The 20,297-nt window shown below is 70.3% G+C and carries 18 protein-coding genes and 1 pseudogene; 18 read left to right on the top strand and 1 reads right to left on the bottom strand.

Translation table 11 applies throughout. The annotated features are described in order from the left end of the window. Positions 1-50: 50 nt before the first annotated feature. Positions 51-806 carry a GntR family transcriptional regulator gene (locus ACIQI8_RS28110; protein ID WP_402355859.1) on the top strand — a complete coding sequence of 252 codons (756 nt, stop codon included), beginning with the start codon at positions 51-53 and terminating at the stop codon, positions 804-806. A gap of 46 nt (positions 807-852) precedes the next feature. Here the strand turns inward: ACIQI8_RS28110 and ACIQI8_RS28105 are convergent, their stop codons facing one another. After that, the gene (locus ACIQI8_RS28105) at positions 853-1,797 is read right to left on the bottom strand and encodes a zinc-binding dehydrogenase (protein ID WP_402355856.1); all 945 of its coding nucleotides are present in this window, start codon (positions 1,795-1,797) and stop codon (positions 853-855) included. Between the two features lie 272 nt (positions 1,798-2,069). On the opposite strand from ACIQI8_RS28105, the gene ACIQI8_RS28100 reads away from it, so the two are divergent. The 17 genes and pseudogenes from ACIQI8_RS28100 to ACIQI8_RS28020 all read left to right on the top strand — a co-directional run bounded on the left by ACIQI8_RS28100 (position 2,070) and on the right by ACIQI8_RS28020 (position 20,293). Further along, positions 2,070-3,176: a Gfo/Idh/MocA family protein gene (locus ACIQI8_RS28100; protein WP_402355853.1), complete on the top strand. Its 1,107-nt coding sequence runs from the start codon at positions 2,070-2,072 to the stop codon at positions 3,174-3,176. Between the two features lie 13 nt (positions 3,177-3,189). Continuing rightward, positions 3,190-3,963: a ThuA domain-containing protein gene (locus ACIQI8_RS28095; RefSeq protein WP_402355850.1), complete on the top strand. Its 774-nt coding sequence runs from the start codon at positions 3,190-3,192 to the stop codon at positions 3,961-3,963. 3 nt (positions 3,964-3,966) lie between these two features. Beyond that, positions 3,967-4,941, top strand: a complete 975-nt coding sequence (locus ACIQI8_RS28090) for an ABC transporter permease (RefSeq protein ID WP_402355847.1) — start codon at positions 3,967-3,969, stop codon at positions 4,939-4,941. Between the two features lie 2 nt (positions 4,942-4,943). Beyond that, positions 4,944-5,777, top strand: a pseudogene (locus ACIQI8_RS28085) (ABC transporter permease); the annotation flags it as partial. Positions 5,778-5,984: 207 nt separating this feature from the next. Beyond that, positions 5,985-7,049, top strand: a complete 1,065-nt coding sequence (locus tag ACIQI8_RS28080) for an ABC transporter ATP-binding protein (RefSeq protein ID WP_402356051.1) — start codon at positions 5,985-5,987, stop codon at positions 7,047-7,049. Continuing rightward, complete coding sequence (locus ACIQI8_RS28075) at positions 7,046-8,197, top strand: ABC transporter ATP-binding protein (RefSeq protein WP_402355844.1); 1,152 nt, start codon at positions 7,046-7,048, stop codon at positions 8,195-8,197. Before ACIQI8_RS28080 ends, ACIQI8_RS28075 begins: the two co-directional genes overlap by 4 nt. Positions 8,198-8,301: 104 nt before the next feature. After that, positions 8,302-9,978, top strand: coding sequence for an ABC transporter substrate-binding protein (locus tag ACIQI8_RS28070; protein ID WP_402355841.1), 1,677 nt, complete (start codon positions 8,302-8,304; stop codon positions 9,976-9,978). A 59-nt stretch (positions 9,979-10,037) separates the two neighbouring features. Further along, on the top strand, positions 10,038-10,712 hold the full coding sequence (locus tag ACIQI8_RS28065) for a ThuA domain-containing protein (protein ID WP_402355839.1): 675 nt from the start codon (positions 10,038-10,040) through the stop codon (positions 10,710-10,712). A 43-nt stretch (positions 10,713-10,755) separates the two neighbouring features. After that, complete coding sequence (locus tag ACIQI8_RS28060) at positions 10,756-11,547, top strand: sugar phosphate isomerase/epimerase family protein (RefSeq protein ID WP_402355836.1); 792 nt, start codon at positions 10,756-10,758, stop codon at positions 11,545-11,547. Next, entirely contained in the window at positions 11,544-12,515 is a 972-nt protein-coding gene (locus ACIQI8_RS28055; RefSeq protein ID WP_402355833.1) for an NAD-dependent epimerase/dehydratase family protein, read from the top strand. The genes ACIQI8_RS28060 and ACIQI8_RS28055 overlap by 4 nt, the downstream gene beginning before the upstream one ends. Before the next feature lie 92 nt (positions 12,516-12,607). Further along, positions 12,608-13,648 (top strand): Gfo/Idh/MocA family protein, encoded by a 1,041-nt coding sequence (locus ACIQI8_RS28050; protein WP_402355830.1) that lies wholly within the window; start codon positions 12,608-12,610, stop codon positions 13,646-13,648. Then, the gene (locus ACIQI8_RS28045) at positions 13,645-14,481 is read left to right on the top strand and encodes a GntR family transcriptional regulator (protein WP_402355828.1); all 837 of its coding nucleotides are present in this window, start codon (positions 13,645-13,647) and stop codon (positions 14,479-14,481) included. The genes ACIQI8_RS28050 and ACIQI8_RS28045 overlap by 4 nt, the downstream gene beginning before the upstream one ends. A 41-nt stretch (positions 14,482-14,522) precedes the next feature. Beyond that, complete coding sequence (locus ACIQI8_RS28040; RefSeq protein ID WP_402355826.1) at positions 14,523-16,514, top strand: primary-amine oxidase; 1,992 nt, start codon at positions 14,523-14,525, stop codon at positions 16,512-16,514. After that, positions 16,511-17,263, top strand: coding sequence for a sugar phosphate isomerase/epimerase family protein (locus tag ACIQI8_RS28035; RefSeq protein WP_402355823.1), 753 nt, complete (start codon positions 16,511-16,513; stop codon positions 17,261-17,263). The genes ACIQI8_RS28040 and ACIQI8_RS28035 overlap by 4 nt, the downstream gene beginning before the upstream one ends. Beyond that, positions 17,260-18,378 carry a Gfo/Idh/MocA family protein gene (locus ACIQI8_RS28030; RefSeq protein ID WP_402355820.1) on the top strand — a complete coding sequence of 373 codons (1,119 nt, stop codon included), beginning with the start codon at positions 17,260-17,262 and terminating at the stop codon, positions 18,376-18,378. Before ACIQI8_RS28035 ends, ACIQI8_RS28030 begins: the two co-directional genes overlap by 4 nt. Continuing rightward, the gene (locus ACIQI8_RS28025; protein WP_402355817.1) at positions 18,375-19,394 is read left to right on the top strand and encodes an SIS domain-containing protein; all 1,020 of its coding nucleotides are present in this window, start codon (positions 18,375-18,377) and stop codon (positions 19,392-19,394) included. Before ACIQI8_RS28030 ends, ACIQI8_RS28025 begins: the two co-directional genes overlap by 4 nt. Beyond that, complete coding sequence (locus ACIQI8_RS28020; RefSeq protein ID WP_402355814.1) at positions 19,391-20,293, top strand: N-acetylglucosamine kinase; 903 nt, start codon at positions 19,391-19,393, stop codon at positions 20,291-20,293. The genes ACIQI8_RS28025 and ACIQI8_RS28020 overlap by 4 nt, the downstream gene beginning before the upstream one ends. Positions 20,294-20,297 lie beyond the last annotated feature (4 nt).

Genomic DNA, 20,297 nt, shown 5'->3' with positions numbered 1-20,297 from the left:
GGTGATCCGCGCTTGTCCAGCGGAGTGGATCACCATGGGGGCTTGACCGTATGAACGACTCATCTGAGGTCTCCGGCCCGGTGCTGCCCGGCTATCCGGAGCCGTTGTGGATCCAGGCGGTCAACGTGATCCGTGGCGAGATCGACCGCGGGGTGCTGCAGCCCGGTGGCCGGCTGCCGCCCGAGCGTGAGCTGTGCCAGCAGTTGGGGATCAGCCGGGTGACGTTGCGCAAGGCGCTGGGCAGTCTGGTCGAGGCCGGTGTGCTCAATCCGTCGCACGGTCGGGGCTGGTATGTCGCGCAGAGCGCGCGGAAAAAGGAGTGGCCCAACAGTCTGGAGTCGTTCAGCGAGACGGCGACCCGGATGGGGCTGAAGCCGCACTCGCAGGTGCTGCGGGCGGAGACGAGCCCGGCGAGCATCGACGAGGCGGAGCAGTTGGGGATCGCGCCGGGCACCGCGCTGTTCCGGCTGGAGCGGGTACGTCTTCTGGAGAACGTGCCGATAGCTCTTGATCTCACCCGGTTGCGGCACGCGCTGGTGCCGGACATCGAGCGGGTCGACTTCCAGGAGCGCTCGCTGTACTCGACGCTCTCGGCGGCCGGTGTCGAGCCCGTGCGCGCGGACAGCACCATCGAGGCGACGAAGTCGGACGAGCGAACGGCCGAGCACCTGGGTCTGTCGCCCGGCGACCCGGTGCTCGTGATGCGCCAACTCGCCCTGAACGCGCAGCAGGAGCCGTTGTTCGTCTCGACGATCCAGTACGCGGGTGACCGCTACCGGCTGCGTACGTCGTTCGCTCGGTCCTAGTCCGCGGCAGGTCCCCCGGCCGCACCGGCCGCACCGGCCACCGCGGTCAGAACAGCACGACCCCCTTCACGAAGTCGGGCGCAGCCTCCTCCATGGCGCCGAACGCCTCGTCGATGTCGTCGAGGCCGAACCGGTGGGTGATCAACGGCGCGTAGCTGAAACGCCGTTCGCCGATCAGGCCGAGGGCGTCGCGCATCGCGGCGATCAGACGGGTGCGGTCGGGGCAGAAGCCGTTGACGACGGTGACGCCCTTGTACCAGAGGTCCATGTCCATCATGGCGTCGCCGGTGTGGTGGTACCCGACCACGCACAGTGTGCCGAACGGCCGGACCATGCTGCCGGCGGTCTTCAGTCCGCCGGTGGCGCCGGTCGCCTCCAGGACGATGTCTGGTCGGGCGTCGGTGGCCCGACTGGTCTGCATGCGGTATTTCTCGGGCAGTTCGTCGGGGGCGAAGACGAGGTCCGCGCCGAGGGCGAGCGCGCGGCGGCGGCGCGCCGGGTCGGGGTCGACGCCGATGAGCAGGCCGGGCGCGTGCCGTTTGGCGAGCTGCACGAGGCCGAGTCCCATGAAGCCGAGTCCTACGACGGCCGCTTGGGTGCCGGGTCGTATGCCGGTGCGGGACAACGCCTCCTCCAGGTCGGCGACGGGTTCGCCGATCGCGTGCGCCGGTTCGATGCCCGGCGGCACGGGCAGTACGGCGTTCGCGTCCATCACGGCGAGGGTGGCGAACCCGTCGCCGCCCAGGCCGGTCACCACGTCTCCCGGCTGCCATCGGGTCGCGTCACGCCCGACGGCGACGACCCTGCCGACCATCTCGTGACCGAGCCGGACCGGGGCATCGGCCGGGTCGTGGGTGAGCCACGGACCGAGGTCGGAGGTGCAGACCCCGCACGCCAGAACTTCCACCAGGACCTGGTCGGCGGCGGGGACCGGGTCATCGGCGGTCACGACCTCGGAGGTTCGGGGGCCGACGAGTTGGCTGAACTTCATGCGGGTCTCCTGTCCGAGTGGTGCCGGTCAGTGTAGCCAAGTGGTTCTAAGTGGTAAGCACTGGCACAGGGTGTTCATGGCTGAATTGGCCGCCCTTTTTTGACCGTATTTGAGCTATATATGCACTACGGAGGTCGAGTTTTCGCCGCGTTACCTTCCGTTCGCCCCCTAGACAGGATCGGCCGACGTATTAGGATGTCGGCAAGAGGTATGCAAGTGGCACACCATCAGGTGCCCGCACGCCATCGGATGCCATCGGAGGGGAGGCGGTCATGGACGACTCCACGCACGCCATGCCGCATCAGGACCTCTCCGCGGTAGTTGTAGGTGCGGGTTCGCAGGGCCGCGTGCACGCTCTCGGCCATCTCGCCGCCCCTGGAGTCACGCTGGCGGGCCTCGCGGACATCGACCTGACCGCAGCCCAAGCACTGGCCGCGGAACTCGACGTGCCCCATGCCCGCGGCGACTTCCGCGAACTGCTCACGGAGGTAGGTCCGGACATCGTCAGTGTCTGTACACCACCGGCCCACCACCTCGACGTCGTGCGTGCGGCAGTCGCGGTGGGAGCGCGGGCGGTGCACTGCGAGAAGCCGATCGCCCTCAGCTACGGCGACGCCCTGGCTATGACGACCGAGGCGGCCGACGCCGGAGTCGTCCTGACCTTCAACCTCCAACGCCGCTTCGATCCCGTACAGATCCAGGCGCGGGAGTGGATCAGGCAGGGCGAGATCGGCGACGTGGTGACCGTCGAGGGCTACTGCCCCAATCTCTTTGACTGGGGCACCCACGTCCTCGACCTCGTCCTCTTCCACCGCCAGGACATCGCCCCGGAGTGGGTGTTGGGCCAGATCGACGTCTCCGTCGACCGCTATGTCTACGGCGTCTTCACCGAGACCGCCTCACTGACTCAGGTGGGCTGGGCGGACGGGGTACGGGCGGTGGTCTGCACCGGACGCGAACCCCACACGTCCGTCCTCAATCTGGAGAACGACCTCGGACTGATCGTCCAGGGAACCCGGGGGCGGGCCGACATCCGCGGCGCCCGCACCCTGCTCCGGCGCTTCGGCAAGGACGACCTGGTGCGGGAGTCGACGTTCGACACCGACCCGCGCCACTGGGACCGCGGGGTCGATCCGGCGATCGTCGCCGGCACGGCCGAGGCGATCCGCGACCTGGTCGAGTCGCTGCGCATCGGCCGGCGACCCGCGCTGCACGCGCAACAGGCGCTGCGCGGCGCCGAGTTGATCTTCGCCACGTATGAGAGCAGCAGGTCCAGACGGCGGGTGCCGTTGCCGCTGGACCGAATGGACAACGCCCTGACCAGCGGGCGGGCGGAGGGCTTCTGGAGCCCTTCCGGTGAATTGCGCTCCACCTACTGAATCGAGCCTCCGCATGCAGATACCCAGGCCCCGCCATGCCCCGGTGCCTCGCGCGGGCGTGCCCGCCGCGCGCCCCGCAGGGTCCACCGCCCTGGCCGCCGAGCGGCCCGCCGCCCGCACTGGCCGGTCTGCCGCTCTCGCCGTGATCAGCGGCGACGACGTGTACGAGGACCTCTTCACCGCGGCCTCCGCGCTCGAAAGTGCGCTGACCGACGAGGGGTTCGCGATCCGGACCGGCCTGGGCACCGCGGCACTGGACGGCGCGGCCGAGGCGGACCTGGTCGTCCTGTACATCGCGCTGGGCCGCTTCACCGCCGGGCAGCGTCAGGCACTGGCGCAGGCGGTGCACCGCGGTTGCGGTCTGGTCGCCCTGCACTCCACGACGGTCCTCGCCTCCCCGCCGGACCAACTCGACGCAGGAGACAGGCTGTTGGCCGAGCTGATCGGCAGCCGTTACGTCTCCCACGGACCGCGTCCCCACGAGAGCCGGTTCACGGTGCACCTGGACCCGGACCACGAACTCACCACGGGCATCGACCCGTTCGAGGTGACCCACGAGCACTACCGGCTCGCGACGCGACCCGACGTGCGAGTCGTCGCCTGGCGCGGGACCGACGCCGGGGCCGAACCCCTTGTCCACGTCCGCCGGTTCGGGAACGGCCGGGTCGTCTACACCCAACTCGGCCACGACATGCGGATCTGGGGCGAGCCCGGAATGCGCCGGCTGGTGCGGCGCGGCGCCCGCTGGGCCTGTCGTCCCGGTCAGCCCGTACAGAACGGGGAGTGACCGGTGCGCACCCTGCTGCGGAAGACCGCCTTCTACCTGCTCACCGCGTGGGCCGCGATCAGCCTCAACTTCCTCATCCCACGGATCATGCCGGGCAACCCGGCGGACAACCTGATCAACCAGTTCCACGGCAAGTTGAGCCCGTCCGCCGTGCACGCCCTGCGGGTGCTGTTCGGCCAGTCCGACCGGAACCTCTGGCAGCAGTACGTCAGTTACTGGCACAGCATCTTCACCGGCGACTTCGGCACCTCCTACGCGTACTACCCGTCGAAAGTCAGCACGGTCCTCGGGCAGAGCATGTACTGGACGCTGATCCTGATCACCATCTGCACAGTGCTCGGATTCGTCATCGGCACCACTCTGGGGATGCTCGCGGGCTGGAAGCGCGGCAGTTGGCTCGACTCGCTGGTGCCGGTCACGACGTTCCTGTCGTCCATCCCGTACTTCTGGTTCGCGATCATCATGGTGTATCTCTTCGCGATCACCTTCAAGTGGTTCCCCCTCTCCGGCGGTTACGCGCTGGACCAGCACATCGGGCTGAACGCCGGCTTCATCGGCAGCGCGATCAACTACGCGGTCCTGCCGGCCGTGACCATCACCGTCGCGTCGATCGGCGGCTGGCTGATCGGCATGCGCAACATGATGGTCACCACGCTCAGCGAGGACTACGTGCGCCTCGCCGAGGCCAAGGGCCTGTCCCGGCGCCGGGTGATGTACACCTACGCGGCACGCAACGCGATGCTGCCCTCGCTCTCCGGCTTCGCAATGTCTCTGGGGTTCGTGATCGGCGGCTCGATCGTCACCGAAGTCGTCTTCAACTACCCCGGCATCGGCTCGGTCCTCTTCAAGGCCGCGCAGGCGGCCGACTACCCGCTGATGTCGGCGATCTTCCTGCTCATCACGGTGCTGGTGCTCGTCGCCAACCTCATCGCCGACATCGCATACGTCTTCCTCGACCCGCGGACAAGGGAGAGCTGACCATGGCCCTGCAAGCCGCCGCCCTGGCCGAGGCGGACACCCCCGCCGAATCGTCCGGCGGACCCAGCCGCCTCTGGCTGCGTCTGCTGCGCTCACCGCTCACCCTCAGCGGCCTGGTGATCGTGCTGATCTTCCTGGTGCTGGCCGTGATCGCCCCGTGGATCTCGCCCTACGACCCGTCCGCCGTCAGCGACACCACCCTCGCCGGACCCTCCGCCTCGCACTGGCTGGGCACCACGCAGAACGGCCAGGACGTCCTGTCACAGATGCTCTACGGCGCCCGCGCCTCGATGCTCGTCGGCATCGGCTCCGCCGTCCTCACCACCATCCTGTCCGTGCTGGTCGGAGTCACCGCCGGGTACGTCGGCGGGATCGGCGACGAGGTGCTGTCGCTGCTGGCCAACGTGTTCCTGGTGCTGCCGAGCCTGCCGCTGACCATCATCCTGGCCGCGTACCTCCCGCACAGCGGCTCCCTCGGCATCATCCTGGTGATCACCGTCACCGGCTGGGCGTGGGGCGCACGGGTGCTGCGCGCGCAGACCCTGTCACTGCGCAAGCGGGACTTCGTGGAGGCGGCCCGGGCCACCGGCGAGCCCACCTGGCGGATCATCCTCAAGGACATCCTCCCGAACCAAGTGGCGGTGATCGCCGCCGCCTTCCTCGGCACGGTGACCGCCGCCATCCTCACCCAGGCCAGCCTCGCGTTCCTCGGCCTCGCCGACGTCACCCAGTGGTCCTGGGGCACCATCCTGTACTGGGCGCAGACCGGCAGCGCACTGCTGACCAGCGCCTGGTGGTGGTTCGTACCGGCCGGCCTTGCGATCGCGATCCTCGGCACCGCGCTGTCCCTGGTCAACTTCGGCATCGACGAGTTCATCAACCCGCGGCTACGGCAGGCCGGCATCGGCACCAAGAAGGCCCAGCGCGGCCAGGTGACGGCGAAGCGGACCCGCCGCGTCAAGCACCGAGGCCCCGCGCCGGCCAGGACCGCCCCGCAGCCCTTCACCCAGGACAGCACCGACGTCGTACTCGATGTACGCAACCTGCGAGTGGAGTACGTCGGCGAGGGCGGCCGCACCCCGGCGGTCAGCGACGTCTCGTTCACCCTGCGACGCGGCGAAGTGCTCGGCATCGCGGGCGAGTCGGGCTCCGGCAAGTCCACCCTCGCGTACGCCATCACCCGGCTGCACAAGCCGCCGGCCGAGATCTCCCAGGGCGAGATCCACTACACCAAACCGGACGGTGAAAGCGTCGACGTGCTGGCCATGGACGACGCCGAACTACGGGAGTTCCGCTGGGAGGAACTGTCCATCGTCTTCCAGTCGGCCATGCACGCACTCAACCCGGTGCTGCGCATCGGAGCCCAGATCGAGGACGTCATCGTCGCCCACCGGCCGGGGATGGCCGCGCCCGAGCGTGCCGCTCGGGTGATCGAACTGCTCGGCACGGTCGGCATTCCGGCGGACCGCGCGAACTCCTACCCGCACGAACTGTCGGGTGGAATGCGGCAGCGCGCGATGATCGCCGTCGGGCTCGCGCTCGATCCCGAGATCATCGTGATGGACGAGCCGACCACCGCGCTCGACGTGGTCATTCAGCGCCAGATCATCGAGAAGATCATGGAGTTGAAGGACCGGCTCGGCTTCTCGGTCGTGTTCATCACCCACGACCTCTCGCTGCTGATCGAACTCTCCGACACCATCGCCGTGATGTACGGCGGCAAGGTCGTCGAGATGGCCGCGGCCGACGACTTCTACCGGCGCCCCCAACACCCGTACAGCCGAGGTCTCCTCGCGTCCTTCCCCACCCTCGGCGGCCCCAAGCGCGAGCTGACCGGCATCCCCGGCTCCCCACCCGACCTGCGCCGGCTCCCCACCGGCTGCGCCTTCCTGCCCCGCTGCCCGCACGCCTTCGACGCCTGCGCCCTCCAGGTTCCGCCGCTCTACGAGATCACCGGGCCCGGAGGCGGCACCTCGCTGGCGGCCTGCCTTCTCCACCGGGAGGACGAGCAGGACCAGGCGCCGCGGGCGGACGCGACAGCGGAGCCCATCGGCCCGCGAGACGCCCGGGCCTCCATGAACGAACTCGCGACAGGTGACACACGATGAGCGGTGAGACGACGGCCCTGGCCGACAGCGGCACCGGAACCCCAACCCCCGGGACGGCCGACGCGCCCGTCCTCGAAGCCGTCCACGTGACCAAGCACTTCCCCGTGCGCGGCGGACTGCCCCGGCGCGGGACGCCCCGCAAGGTCGTGCACGCCGTCGAGGACGTGAGCCTGAGCCTGTACGCGGGACGGATCACAGCGCTGGTCGGCGAGTCGGGCTCCGGCAAGTCGACCCTGGCCCGGCTGCTCGCCCAGCTCCACCCGCTCACCGGCGGAGAGGTGCGGCTGCACGGCGAGCCCGTCAAGGCGATGCGCGGACGCGCCTTCCGCGACCACGTCCGCCAGGTCCAGCTGATCCTCCAGGACCCCTTCGGGTCCTTCAACCCGGTCGCGACGATCGCGGGCACCCTCAAACGGGCCGTCGCTCTGCACCACCCCGGCAAGCGCGGCAAGGAGCGGGCCGCCGTCATCGACGACCTGCTCACCCAGATCAACCTCGTGCCGCCACGGCAGTTCACCTCCAAATACCCTCACGAACTGTCCGGCGGGCAGCTCCAGCGCATCTCGATCGCCCGCGCGCTCGCGGCCGACCCGGAGGTCTTCCTCGCCGACGAGCCGGTCTCCAGCCTCGACGTCTCCATCCGGCTGGGCGTCCTCAACCTGCTGCGCCGCCTCACCGAGGAGCGCAACGCGGCGATGCTCTACGTCACCCACGACATCGCCTCCGCCCGCTACTTCGCCACCGACACCGCGGTGATGTACGCCGGCCAGATGGTCGAGAGCGGACCGTCTGAGGAGGTCACGCAGCATGCCGCGCACCCGTACACACAGCTGCTGATCGCGTCCGCACCCGATCCCTCCCGGGTCGGCGCCGACCGGGTCAAGGACATCGGGCAGCCGCCCAGTCTCATCGACCCGCCGACCGGCTGCCGGTTCCACCCACGCTGCCCGTACGCCATGGCGCGCTGCGCGGCCGACGCTCCCCCGCCCTTCGACATCTCCCCCGGCCACACCGCCCGTTGCTGGCTGTACGCCGACGACGCCGAGGCCCGTGCCCGGCGGGCCGAGAACGCCGAGGCCGTCGCGAGCCTGACCGCTCCGGTCGCCCCGGTCGCCCCCGTCCGAGCCCGCTTCCCTGGCGGCCCCTGACACCCCTGACTCTCCCGCCTCCCCCACGTCGTGAACCGAGGGGCCTCCCCGCCGGCCCGTTCGGAGCTCTCTTCGCTGTCCCTACGTTCAAGGAGCAGACGCACGTGACCACTTCACAGTCTCCGCTCGCGTCAGGCATGACGAGACGCGGTCTTCTCGCCGGAGCCCTTGCGGGCGCGGGCGCCGTCGCCCTGTCGGCCTGTCAGCCGTCCGGGGGCAGCGGTTCGGGCGGCAGTGCCACGCTCACCGTGGCCGGTCAGTCCGACAACCTCACCAAGGTGTTCAACCCGTACCTGGCCAACACCGCGCAGAGCCTGACGTACACCGGGCAGGGCTCGGGCGGCTTCATCTACGAGCCGCTGGTGCAGATCAACACGGTCGACATCGGCCACGACATCCCGTGGCTGGCCAAGAGCTGGCGCTGGTCCAACGGCAACAAGACGCTCACGATGGACCTGCAGTCGGGCGTCAAGTGGACGGACGGGCAGCCGTTCTCCGCCGACGACGTGGTGTTCACGTACACCATGCTGAAGAAGAACGCCGGGCTGAACCTGCTGGGCGTGGACATCGCGTCGGTCACCGCGCCTTCGCCGACCCAGGTCGTCTTCACCTTCCCGCAGCCCTCCGAGCAGTTCTTCACCAACGTGGTTTCGGCGCCGATCGTCTCGCAGCACATCTGGTCGAAGGTCAAGGACCCCGCCAAGTACACGGACGAGAATCCGGTGGGCACCGGGCCGTTCAAGCTGGACCAGTTCTCGCCGCAGAGCTTCACGCTGGTGCGCAACGAGGACTACTGGCAGCCGAAGGCGCAGATCAAGACGTTGCGGTTCGTCGCGTACAAGGACAACGAGGCGATGACCAACGCGCTCGTGCAGGGTCAGGCGGACTGGGGCGGCACGTACATCGCCAACGCCGACAAGACCTATCTGAGTCGCAGCAAGCACAACAACTACTGGGCGCCGCTTGCCGGTACGGACGGCCTGATCCCCAACCTGGAGCGGTGGCCGCTGAGCGACATCGCGGTGCGCAGGGCCATCAGTTACGGCGTCAACCGCAAGCAGGTGGGTGCTGCCACCGCCTCGCCGCCGGCCACCAGTGTCACCGGGCTGCCGATGCCGGCGTACACCTCGTCGATCGCCCCGCAGTACAAGGGGGTCGACTTCGTCCAGGACGTCGACAAGGCACACAAGACGCTGACCGACGCCGGGTACACGAAGGGCGGCGACGGCTACTACCGCAAGGGCGGCAAGCGGGTCGAGTTCTCGATCACCTTCCCGTCGGCGTACACCGACATCGCCTCCCGGGTGCAGGTGCTGGTGTCCCAGCTCAAGGACATCGGTATCAAGCTCTCCATCGACACCACCACGGTCACGGACATCAACACCCGTACCGGCAAGGGTGACTTCGACTCGACGATGGGCTACCCGGTCAACTCCGCCCCGCGCGCCTTCTCGTACTACAACGACACGATCAACCCGAACCTCTACTACCCCATCGGCAAGGCGACTCCGACCTTCCAGAACATCGAGCGGTTCCGCAACGCCGAGGCCGCGGCGCTGTTCAAGCAGTATCCGCAGGCCACCACGGACGCCCAGCGACAGCAGATCCTGAACGGGATCGAGCGGATCTTCGTCGACAACCTGCCGTGGATCCCGATGTTCTACTGGGGCAGCTACGGCAACTGGAGCACCGCGAAGGCGACGGGCTTCCCCAGCCCGGACAACCCCTACTTCAGCCCGGTGCCCAACCCGGTGGTCGCCCTGCGGCTGAAGCCGGTCTGAGCCGCCGCGCGTCGAGCGCCCCCGAACCAGTCATCCGCCACATTTCCGCGAGGAGAGTCATGTCCCATCTCTCGACGCCGAGAGCCATGGTCGTCGTGAACGGCGACGACATCCACCACGACCTGATCGCGGCCGCCGGAGTCTTCCAGCAGCTCGGCGTCGAGGCCGGGTTCGCCACCCGCAGGGCCATGGGCACCGGACGCTTCGTCGATCCCCGGCCGGAGACGGCCGAGTCGGACGTCTACCTCTTCTACACCGCGGGCGGCCACTTCGCGACGGACCAGCAGCAGGCGCTGGCCGACGCGGTGCGATCCGGGAAAGGGCTGGTCGGGGTGCACGGCGCCAACATCATGGGCTGGCAGGGCGACGGCCTCGACCCCGCCGACCGCCCGCTGTTCGAGCTGCTCGGCAATCGTTATCTCTCGCACGGGCCGGGCCACCACGAGGGTCGGCACCGCATCGAGATCGTCGCCGACCACCCGGTCACGGCAGGGGTCACCGACTTCGAACTCTTCGACGAGTACTACGAGTTCGAGCTGGCGGACGACGACGTGAAGGTGCTCGCGCAGCGGCACCGGGCGGACGGCGAGGTCATTCCGGTGCTGTACGCCCGGGAGTTCGGGGCCGGCCGGGTGGTCTACCTCGCGCTCGGCCACGACATGCGCTCCTGGGGCGAGCCCCCGGTCCGCGCCCTGGTCCGCCAGGCGCTGTTGTGGGCGTCCGGCCGTGACTGAGACGACGAGCGCCGGCCTCGTGGGGCCGGCCGGAGGAGGAGACATGACAGCCGCCATCGGCGTCATGACGTACACCGTGCTCGATCAGGCACGGGTGGACCTGGAGGGAACCCTGGCCCGGCTGGCGGACCTGGGTTACCTCGGGGTCGAGACCTACGGTCTGGTCGAGCACTTCGGGCCCCGCCGGGTCAGGGACGCGATCGCCTCCGCCGGACTCACCCTGACCAGCGCGCACACGCCCTTTCCCGCGGGCCCGGACGCCGAGCAACTGCTGGACACCAATGAGGAGTTGGGCGCCGAGGTCCTCGTGTGGAGCTTGGAGCGCGAGGAGTTCGACTCGCCCGAGGCGATTCGCCGGGGTGTGGAGCGGGTGAACGAGGCCGCGGAGCGTGCGGCGGCCCGTGGCATGCGTATCGCCTACCACAACCACTTCGCCGAGTTCTCGCAGGAGTTCGACGGGCGGCAGGCCTACGACCTGTTGCTGGAGCTGCTCGACGACCGGGTGCTGGTCGAGCTCGACGCCTACTGGGCGGTGATGGGCGGAGCGGACCCGGCGACGGTCCTGGCCGAGCTGGGTGAGCGGGCGCGCTTCGTGCACGTGAAGGACGGTCCGGCGGTCAGCTACGAGGACGACGTGATGGTGCCGATCGGCGAGGGCGGCATCGACTGGGCCCGCACGCTGAGCACCCCGTGCGGTCTGCGCTGGCACATCGTGGAGCTGGAGCGGCTGCACATCGACACGTTCGAGGCGCTGCGGCGCTCCTACGACCACTTGGTGAGCCGCGGGCTCTCCCGTGGCGCGACCGTCCCGACGGCGAACGGGGAGCGGGCATGAAGGTGTTGTTCCTCGGCGGTGCCGGGATGATCGGCTCCGCCGCTGCCGCCAGGGCCGCAGCCACCGGCTTCGACGTGACGATCGTGACGCGGTCCGAACCGGCCCGTGCGGTCGCGGACGGGGTACGGCAACTGCGGGCGGACGTCCGGGATCCGGCGGCGCTGCGGGCGGTGCTGGGCGACGAGGAGTTCGACTCGGTCGTCAACTGGGTCGGCTTCACACCCGACGACGTGCGTGCGCACCCGGAGCTGTTCACCGGCCGGACCGGGCAGTACGTGTTCATCAGCACCTGTTCCGTCTTCGGCCGGCCGGTGCCGCACCTGCCGATCACGGAGTCGACTCCGCGCCGCCAGCCGGTGTTCGGCTACGCACGCGACAAGATCGCCTGCGAGCTGCTGCTGGAGGACGCGCACCGCTCGTCCGACTTCCCACTGACGATCGTGCGCCCCTTCCACACCTACGACCGCACGGTGATCCCGGTGCTGGCCGGATGGACGGCCATCGAGCGGATGCGGACGGGCCGGCCGGTGGTGGTGCACGGCGACGGCACGTCGCTGTGGTCCCTCATGCACGCAAGGGACTTCGGGCGGGCCTTCGTGGCGCTGCTGGGCCTCGGCCACGCGGTCGGCGAGAGCGTCAACGTGGTCAGCGGCGACATCCTCACCTGGGACCAGATCCATCTGACGCTCGCGGCGGCGGCCGGGGTGCGTGAGCCCGTGCTGCGGCATCGGGCCAGCGAGTCGATCGCCGTGGAGGTGCCGGGGTGGGAGGAGGTGCTGGAGCACGACTTCCGGCACTCGATGCTCTTCGACACTTCCAAACTGCGGTCCCTGGTACCGGGATTCGCACCCGAGGTGTCCTTCTCGCAGGGCGCCCGGGAGGTGTTGGCGCACTACGACGCCCACCCCGAACTGCGGTCGGTCGACGCGAAGTTGGACCACGCCTTCGACGTGCTGCTGGAGGCGTGATGAAGAGCACCGCGTTCGAGTGGTATTAGGTGGTCTATATTAAGAAGACCACGACATGCCACTAGCAGACCAGAACGAGGGAAGAGGAACGCGTGATCGGCGTCGGTCTCATAGGTTCGGGATTCATCGGCGACACATACGCGGACGCGCTCCAGGACGTACGGAACGCGGCGCTGGTCGCCACCTGCTCGCGCGACCTCGCACGGGCCACCGCACTGGCAGCCAAGTGGGCCCCGGACGCGCGCGGTTACGACGACATGGCGGCTCTGTGCGCCGATCCGGACGTCGAATTGGTGGTCGTGGCCGTGCCCAACGAAGCGCATCTGGAAGCGGTGCGGACGGTCGCCGCCGCCGGCAAGGGCGTGGTGTGCACCAAGCCGCTGGCCCGCAGCGGCGCCGAGGCCGAGCAGATCCTGGACGTCGTCCGCGAGGCCGGCATCTGGCACGGCTACGCGGAGAGTTCGGTCTTCTCCCCCAACATCGCCAAGGCGCACGACATGGTCACCGCGGGCGCGATCGGCGACCTGCTGACCATGCGGGCGCGCGAGGCCCACTCGGGGCCGCACGCCCCGCACTTCTGGGACGCCGAGACCGCGGGCGGCGGCGCGCTGCTCGACATGGGGTGCCACACCGTGGAGTCCGCCCGGCACTTCTTCGGCAAGGACAACCCGATCACCGAGGTCTTCGCGTGGGGCGCGACGCTCGCCCATGCGGACCGGACCACCGGCGAGGACACCGCGATCGCTCTGCTGAAGTTCGCCGGCGGCCAGTTGGCCACCGTCGAGTCCTCGTGGATCGAGAAGGGCGGCATGCAGTTGCGGCACGAACTCGTCGGCAGCGCAGGCCGGTTGGTCACCGACACGTCGTCGACCCCGGTCTGGGGCTTCATCGAACGACCGGCCGGCTACCTGGTGGAGAAGGCCGACGCCGACACCGGCTGGGTGTACCCCGTGCCGGAGGAGGCCCGCGCCTACGGATTCAGCCAGCAGATGCGGCACTTCGTCGACTGTTTCGCCCGCGGCGACACGCCCCGCGAGACCTTCGAGGACGGCGTCGTCGTCAACCGCGTACTGGACGCCTGCTACACCTCGATGCGCTCCGGTACGTGGGAGAAGGTCCAGGTCCCGGCATGAGCACGGAACCCATGAGCGCGCGGCGGACGGAGCCGATGGCTCCCGCAGCGGCGGACCCTTCGCAGACGTCCCTTTCACCGGCATCCCCTTCGCCGGCGGCCCTGGACGGCACCTATCCCGAGCCGTTGTGGATGCAGGCCAGGGACTCGCTGGTGCGGCGGATCGCCGTCGGTGAGGTCAAGCCGGGCTCGCGGCTGCCTCCCGAGCGGGAGTTGTGCGGGATGCTCGGCATTTCCCGGGTCACCCTGCGCAAGGCGCTGAACGCCCTGGTCGAGCAGGGCGTGCTGCGCTCCGCCCAGGGCCGGGGCTGGTACGTCGCGGCCACCGAGCGCAAGGAGTGGCCCAACACCCTGGAGTCGTTCTCCGAGACCGCCCACCGGATGGGGCTCCTTGCGACCTCCCGGGTGCTGCGCCGCGAGAGCGGCCCGGCCAGCTTCGACGAGGCGGAGGCGTTCCAGATCGCCCCCGGTGCCCCGCTGTTCCGCCTGGAGCGGGTGCGCATGCTCGACGGCGTTCCGATCGCGGTCGACCTCTCCCTGCTCCCCGCCGACATCGCCGTCGGCTTCGACGAGGTCGACTTCACCATCCGATCCCTCTACGACACGATCACCGGCGCGGGCTTCGAGCTCGCGCAGGCCGACACCACCATCGAGGCGCGCCCCGCCGACGCGGCGCTCGCCGGGCACCTCGCCATCGCGGCGGGTACCCCCGTCCTCGAGATGCGGCAGATCGTCCGCGACCGCGCCCAGCGCCCGCTGCTCTCCTCCTCGATCCGCTACGCGGGCGACCGCTACCGCCTGCGCACCTCCTTCATGCGCAACCCAGGGCTTTGAGCCGGCGCCCTCCGACCCCTCTTCGCAGAAGCGGAGCCACCGTGACCACAGCAACGCACCCGTCCGCCCACGACACCTCGGCCCTGGCCCGGGCACTCGCCTCACCACGCCCAGACGAGATCACGGCGTGCGCGGCCCTCCTCCGGCGGGAGGGCTTGCTCGGCCCGGACACCCATGTCTCCTACTTCGGCCTGGCCGAGCAGGACAAGCGCGAACTGCTCGCCGGTGACATCACCCCGCGCCGCTTCCGCGTCATGCTGATCGACCTGCAGACCGGGCTCTCGCACGACGTGACCGCCTGTCCCGACGAGGACCGGATCGTCTCGGCCCGTGCTCTGGACGTCGCCGTGGACGGCCATGTCCCGGTGGTTCTCGCCGAGTTCGCGCTCGTCGAGGAGATCGTGCACCGCGACGAGCGGTGGCTCGCGGCGATGCGCAGGCGCGGCCTGACGGACCCCTCACAGCTGCGGGTCAACCCGCTGTCGGCCGGAGTGGCCGGCCCCGGCGAGGACGGCCGCCGTCTCCAGCGCTGCTTCACCTTCGTGCAGAAGACGCCGGACGACCTCGGCTGGGCGCACCCGGTGGACGGCGTCACCGTCGTCGTGGACGTGGTCAGCCGCGAAGTCCTGGCCGTCGAGGACCACGCGGACCTGCCGGTGCCCGACGAGGACGGCAACTTCCACGACCCCGCCTGGGTCGGCCTCCCGCCGCGCCCTGGCCTCAAGCCCATCGAGATCACCCAGCCGCAGGGCCCCAGCTTCACCGTGGACGACAACGGCGTCCTGGAGTGGGCGGGCTGGTCCCTCCAGGTCGGCTTCGACCAGCGCGAGGGCCTGGTTCTGCACAACATCGCCGTCGACGACGCGGGCCGGCGGCGCCCGGTGGTCTACCGCGCCTCGCTCGCCGAGATGGTCGTCCCGTACGGCGACCCGAGTCCGCAGCGCTGGTTCCAGAACTTCTTCGACTGCGGCGAGTATCTGCTCGGTGGCTTCGCCAACTCCCTTGAGCTGGGCTGTGACTGCGTCGGCGACATCACCTATCTCGACGCGGTGCTCGCCGACGCCTCCGGAGGCGTACGCACGATCCCGCAGGCGATCTGCATCCACGAGGAGGACACCGGCATCCTCTGGAAGCACACCGACAACTGGAACGGCTCTACCGACTCCCGCCGCAACCGTCGGCTGGTGATCTCCTTCTTCGCCACGGTCGGCAACTACGACTACGGCTTCTACTGGTACTTCTCGCTCGACGGCGTCATCGAGCTGGAGGTCAAGGCGACCGGGGTCGTCTTCACCTCCGGCTACCCCGGCCCAGGTCACGCGTACGCCTCCGAACTCGCCCCCGGCCTCGGGGCCCCCTACCACCAGCACCTCTTCAGCGCCCGCCTGGACATGACGGTCGACGGCGCCGACAACGCCGTCGACGAGGTGGAGTCCGTGGCCGTGCCGCGCGGGCCGGACAACCCGACCGGCACCGGCTTCACCCAGTCCGTCACCCGCCTGCGCACCGAGCTGGGCGCCCAGCGGCTGGCCGACAACACGCGCAACCGCTCCTGGTTGGTGACCAACCCTTCGGTCACCAACCGGCTGGGCAACCCGGTGGCCTACCAACTCCACCCGGAGGGACGCCCGTTGCTGCTCGCCGACGCGGACTCCGACATCCACCGACGAGCCACGTACGCCACGCGGCACCTGTGGGTGACGCCGTACGCGCCCGACGAGAACTACCCGTCCGGCGATCTGGTCAACATGCACGGCGGCGGCGCCGGACTGCCCCAGTGGACCGCCGCCGACCGGTCCGTGGACGACACCGACATCGTGCTGTGGCACACCTTCGGACTCACCCACTTCCCACGGCCCGAGGACTGGCCGGTGATGCCCGTCGACAGCACCGGGTTCGCGCTCAAGCCGTACGGCTTCTTCGACCGCAACCCGACCCTCGACATCCCCGCCGCCACCGCCCACTGCCACCCCGGCGGACACGACCACCAGGACCACGCACACCACCACGACGACGGAAAGGCCGGCGCATGACGACCGCACCCCCGCTGGGGATCCAGCTCTACAGCGTGCGTGAGGACATCGGACCCGCCGACCTCGACGGCACCCTCGCCCGGCTGGCGGGCTTCGGCTTCACGCACGCGGAGCCGTACGACATCCTCTCCGACCCCGACCGGCTCGGGGCCGCGCTGCGCGATGCCGGCCTGAGTGCGGCCAGCGCCCACGCGTCGGTCCTGCGGCATGACGTGACGGACATCCTGGAGGCGGCACAGGCCCTGGGCATCGGCTGTGTCATCACGCCGTACGTCGACCCGGGCAGCATCGCCGACCGGGCGGGCGTGGAACGGCTCGCCGACACGCTCAACGCGGCCGCCGAGACCGCCGCCGCCCACGGCATCCGGATCGGCTATCACAATCACGACTTCGAGTTCGCCCAGCACGTCGACGGAGTCCCTGTCTACGAACTGCTCGTCGCGCGCCTCGATCCGGCGGTGGTGCTGGAGGTCGACGTGTACTGGGCGGGGGTCGGTGGCGCCGACGTGTTCGAGCTGCTGCCGCGACTGGGCGACCGGGTGCGCTATCTGCACGTGGTGCACGAGCGGGAACCCGGCAACGACCGTCCGGTGCTGGGCGTCGACACGGCCGGGCGGATGGACGAGGTGCTGGCGCTGACGGCGCCGAGCGTGGAGCTGCCGGTCGTCGAGGTCGTCGCCCACCACAGCGACGTATGGCCGCTCGTCGAACGCAACGCCGCTCATTTCCTCGCCGGAGCCGTCGCGTGACCGGGCCCGTGCGGGTCGCGGTCGTCGGCGCCGGCGACATCTCCGACCAGTATCTGAAGACCCTCCTCGGTTACCTGGATCTGGCCGTCACCGCCGTGGCCGACCTGGTGCCCGACCGCGCCCGCGCGCAGGCCGAGAAGTACGGCGTGCCGGTGTGGGGCAGCACCGAGGACGTGCTGCGGCGCGACGACGTGGACCTGGTGGTGAACCTGACCGTGCCCGCCGCGCACGCCGAGGTCGCGCTGGCCGCGATCGCGGCGGGCAAACACGTGTGGGGCGAGAAGCCGCTCGCGCTGGACCGGGCGACGGCCCGCGCCGTGCTCGACGCGGCGGACGCCGCCGGGGTCGTGGTCGGCAACGCGCCCGACACCGTGCTCGGCGCCGGTGTGCAGACCGCGCACCGGCTGCTGGCCGAGGGCGCGATCGGCGAGCCCAGGACAGTGCTCACCCTCATGCAAGGGCCGGGACCCGATCTGTGGCACCCGCGGCCGCAGTTCCTCTTCGCCAAGGGGGCGGGCCCGCTCTTCGACATCGGCCCCTACTACCTCACGGCCCTGGTCCAGTTGCTCGGCCCGGTCGCGTCTGTCTCCGCGACCGGGCAGAGCCCGCGCGCCGAACGGGTGATCAGGTCCGGGCCGCACGCAGGGACGGCCTTCCCCGTCGAAGTACCCACCCACGTAAGCGTGGTGACAACGTTCGCCTCGGGAACGGTCGGCACCTCCGTCTACAGCTTCGACTCACCGGTGCGCCGCCAGCTGTTCGAGATCACCGGCAGCGAGGGGGTCATGGAGGTCCCGGTCAGCGGGTTCGCCGGCGACACCCGGCTGCTGACCTCCACCGAGCGTGACGCCCCCTGGACCACCGTGCCGGCCGACGGCGTCCCCAGCGACCGCGGGGTCGGCGTCCTCGAATTGGCCCGCGCCCTGCGCGCCGGCCGACGGCCCCGCGCCGACGGCGGTTTGGCCTACCACGTGCTCGACGTGATGCTCGCCGTCGAGGAGTCCGTCGATCTCGGCTCACCCGTCCGGGTGGCGAGCAGCGCACCTGAGGTGCCCCCGATCCCACCCCGGTGGGACCCGACCACGCGCACCCACGACGGAACGGAGCAGACATGAGCGACGGATACCTCGCCTATCGAACGGCCCGCGCGACCCAACCGGAGGAGCTGGAGGCGGCGATCGCCCGGCTGGGCCCCCAAGTGGCCTCCATGGGCGCGGCCGGCCTGCTCTCCGGTCCCGGACCGGTGTTCGTCGGCATCGGCGCCAGCCTGGCCGCCGCGTGCGCCCCGGTGTGGTCGCTGCGCAGCCGGGGCGTGCACTCCTGGCGGCTGGGCGCCGGCGACCATCCGCTGCCGTTCCCCAGGAGCCGGCACCCGGTCTTCGGCGTGTCGCAGAGCGGCCGCAGCGCGGAGACGCTCGCGCTGCTGGAGTCCGTCGACCCGTCACTGCGGTACGCCGTGGTCAACATGACACCGTCACCGATCGCCGACGCGGCGACCGGCGTACTGGACATCGGCAGCGTCGCGGACAGCTACGCGTCCACGATCGGCTTCACCGCGACCATCGCCGCGCTCGGCATGCTCGCGGATGCCTGGGACGGAGGCATGGTCGACGAGGGCTGGGCCAGGTTGGGCGCCCTGTTCGCCGCGACGCAGAAGGAACTGACCGAGCAAGTGCGGGCACTGGCACCGCTGTTCGCCACGGTCACCTCGGCGGACTTCGTCGGCACCGGTCCGGCGGTGGGCTCGGCCGAGGCGTCCGCCCTGCTCTTTCGCGAGGTGGTGCGCATTCCGTCGACCGGGATGAGCACCCGCCAGTACCTGCACGGCGCCATGGAGTCGGCCGGCGGCGGGGTCCATGTCCTGTTCGGCGACGAACGCGAGCACGAGGTGGCCGACACCCTGGTCGCCGCCGGTCACCCGGTGGTGCTCGTCACCGCCGAACGGCTCGCGCAGCGGCCCTTGTTGCACCCGGTGCGGGTACCGCGGCTGCCCGCCGCACAGCGCGCCGTCATGGAGATCCTGGTCGCGCAGATCCTCGTGGAAGCGGTCGCCGAGGTCCGCGGGCTCGACATCGAGGAGTTCGTCTTCCACAACTCCGACATCAAGGTGACCGGGGGTCCGGCCGCATGAAAGTGCTCGTCGGGGCCGACATCGGCGGCACCAAACTCGCGCTCCGGACGACCACGCCCGACGGCACGGTACGCGTGGACGTCGAGATCCCGTCCACGGGCTGGGAGGCCGCACCGGTCGACCAGGCGGCGCGCTGGCTGTTGGACCGGGTGCGGCCGGTACTGCCCGAGGACGATGAGATCGCGGCCCTCGGGGTCGGCGCGCAGGGCTGCGACACGCAGGAGCACTGCGCCCACCTCGCCGCGGCCTTCGAGGCGTTGGGGGTATCGGCGGCGGTGGTCAACGACGCGGCGCTGCTGGTCCCGGCCGCAGGACTGACCGACGGGATCGGTGTCATCGCCGGCACGGGCTCCATCGCCGTGGGCGCCTGCGCCGAGGGCACCGTGCTCTTCGCGGGCGGCTGGGGCTGGGTGCTCGGCGACGAGGGCAGCGCTCCGGCGATCGTACGAGAGGCGGCCAAGGCGGCGCTCGCCGCGCACGACAAGAGGCGCCCGGACGACGGGCTGCTGTCCGAACTGCTCGCACACTACGGCGTCGCCGACGCTCCGGCGCTGGCGAGAGCGGTCAACGACACGCCCACGCCGGCCACTTGGGGTCCGGCGGCACCGGCAGTCTTCCGCGCCGCGGCCTCCGGATCCGCGTCCGCGCTCGCGGTGATCGACGACGCCGCCACCCATCTGACCGCCCTGGTCAGCCGCCTCCGGGCACGCGGCGCCGTCGGCGAGACCGTCGTGGCCGCGGGAAGCGTGGTCCTCGGGCAGCCGCTGCTCGCCGCCCGGCTGCGCGAGCGACTCGGGTCCGCACACCCCGATCTGACACTGCGTCTGCTGGACGTACCCCCGGTCGCCGGGGCGGTGGCGCTGGCACGGGCCCGGTACGGGCTGGCAGGGGTGGCCTAGTTCC

Origin of the sequence: Streptomyces sp. NPDC092369 (genome assembly GCF_044755245.1) — a bacterium.
Taxonomy (GTDB): Bacteria; Actinomycetota; Actinomycetes; order Streptomycetales; family Streptomycetaceae; genus Streptomyces.
This window is presented reverse-complemented; position numbering and strand designations above follow the sequence as displayed.

Coding starts and splice junctions, on each gene's coding strand:
- ACIQI8_RS28110 (WP_402355859.1), top strand. CDS start 51: ATGAACGACTCATCTGAGGTCTCCGGCCCGGTGCTGCCCGGCTATCCG.
- ACIQI8_RS28105 (WP_402355856.1), bottom strand. CDS start 1,797: ATGAAGTTCAGCCAACTCGTCGGCCCCCGAACCTCCGAGGTCGTGACC.
- ACIQI8_RS28100 (WP_402355853.1), top strand. CDS start 2,070: ATGGACGACTCCACGCACGCCATGCCGCATCAGGACCTCTCCGCGGTA.
- ACIQI8_RS28095 (WP_402355850.1), top strand. CDS start 3,190: ATGCAGATACCCAGGCCCCGCCATGCCCCGGTGCCTCGCGCGGGCGTG.
- ACIQI8_RS28075 (WP_402355844.1), top strand. CDS start 7,046: ATGAGCGGTGAGACGACGGCCCTGGCCGACAGCGGCACCGGAACCCCA.
- ACIQI8_RS28065 (WP_402355839.1), top strand. CDS start 10,038: ATGTCCCATCTCTCGACGCCGAGAGCCATGGTCGTCGTGAACGGCGAC.
- ACIQI8_RS28060 (WP_402355836.1), top strand. CDS start 10,756: ATGACAGCCGCCATCGGCGTCATGACGTACACCGTGCTCGATCAGGCA.
- ACIQI8_RS28055 (WP_402355833.1), top strand. CDS start 11,544: ATGAAGGTGTTGTTCCTCGGCGGTGCCGGGATGATCGGCTCCGCCGCT.
- ACIQI8_RS28045 (WP_402355828.1), top strand. CDS start 13,645: ATGAGCACGGAACCCATGAGCGCGCGGCGGACGGAGCCGATGGCTCCC.
- ACIQI8_RS28035 (WP_402355823.1), top strand. CDS start 16,511: ATGACGACCGCACCCCCGCTGGGGATCCAGCTCTACAGCGTGCGTGAG.
- ACIQI8_RS28025 (WP_402355817.1), top strand. CDS start 18,375: ATGAGCGACGGATACCTCGCCTATCGAACGGCCCGCGCGACCCAACCG.
- ACIQI8_RS28020 (WP_402355814.1), top strand. CDS start 19,391: ATGAAAGTGCTCGTCGGGGCCGACATCGGCGGCACCAAACTCGCGCTC.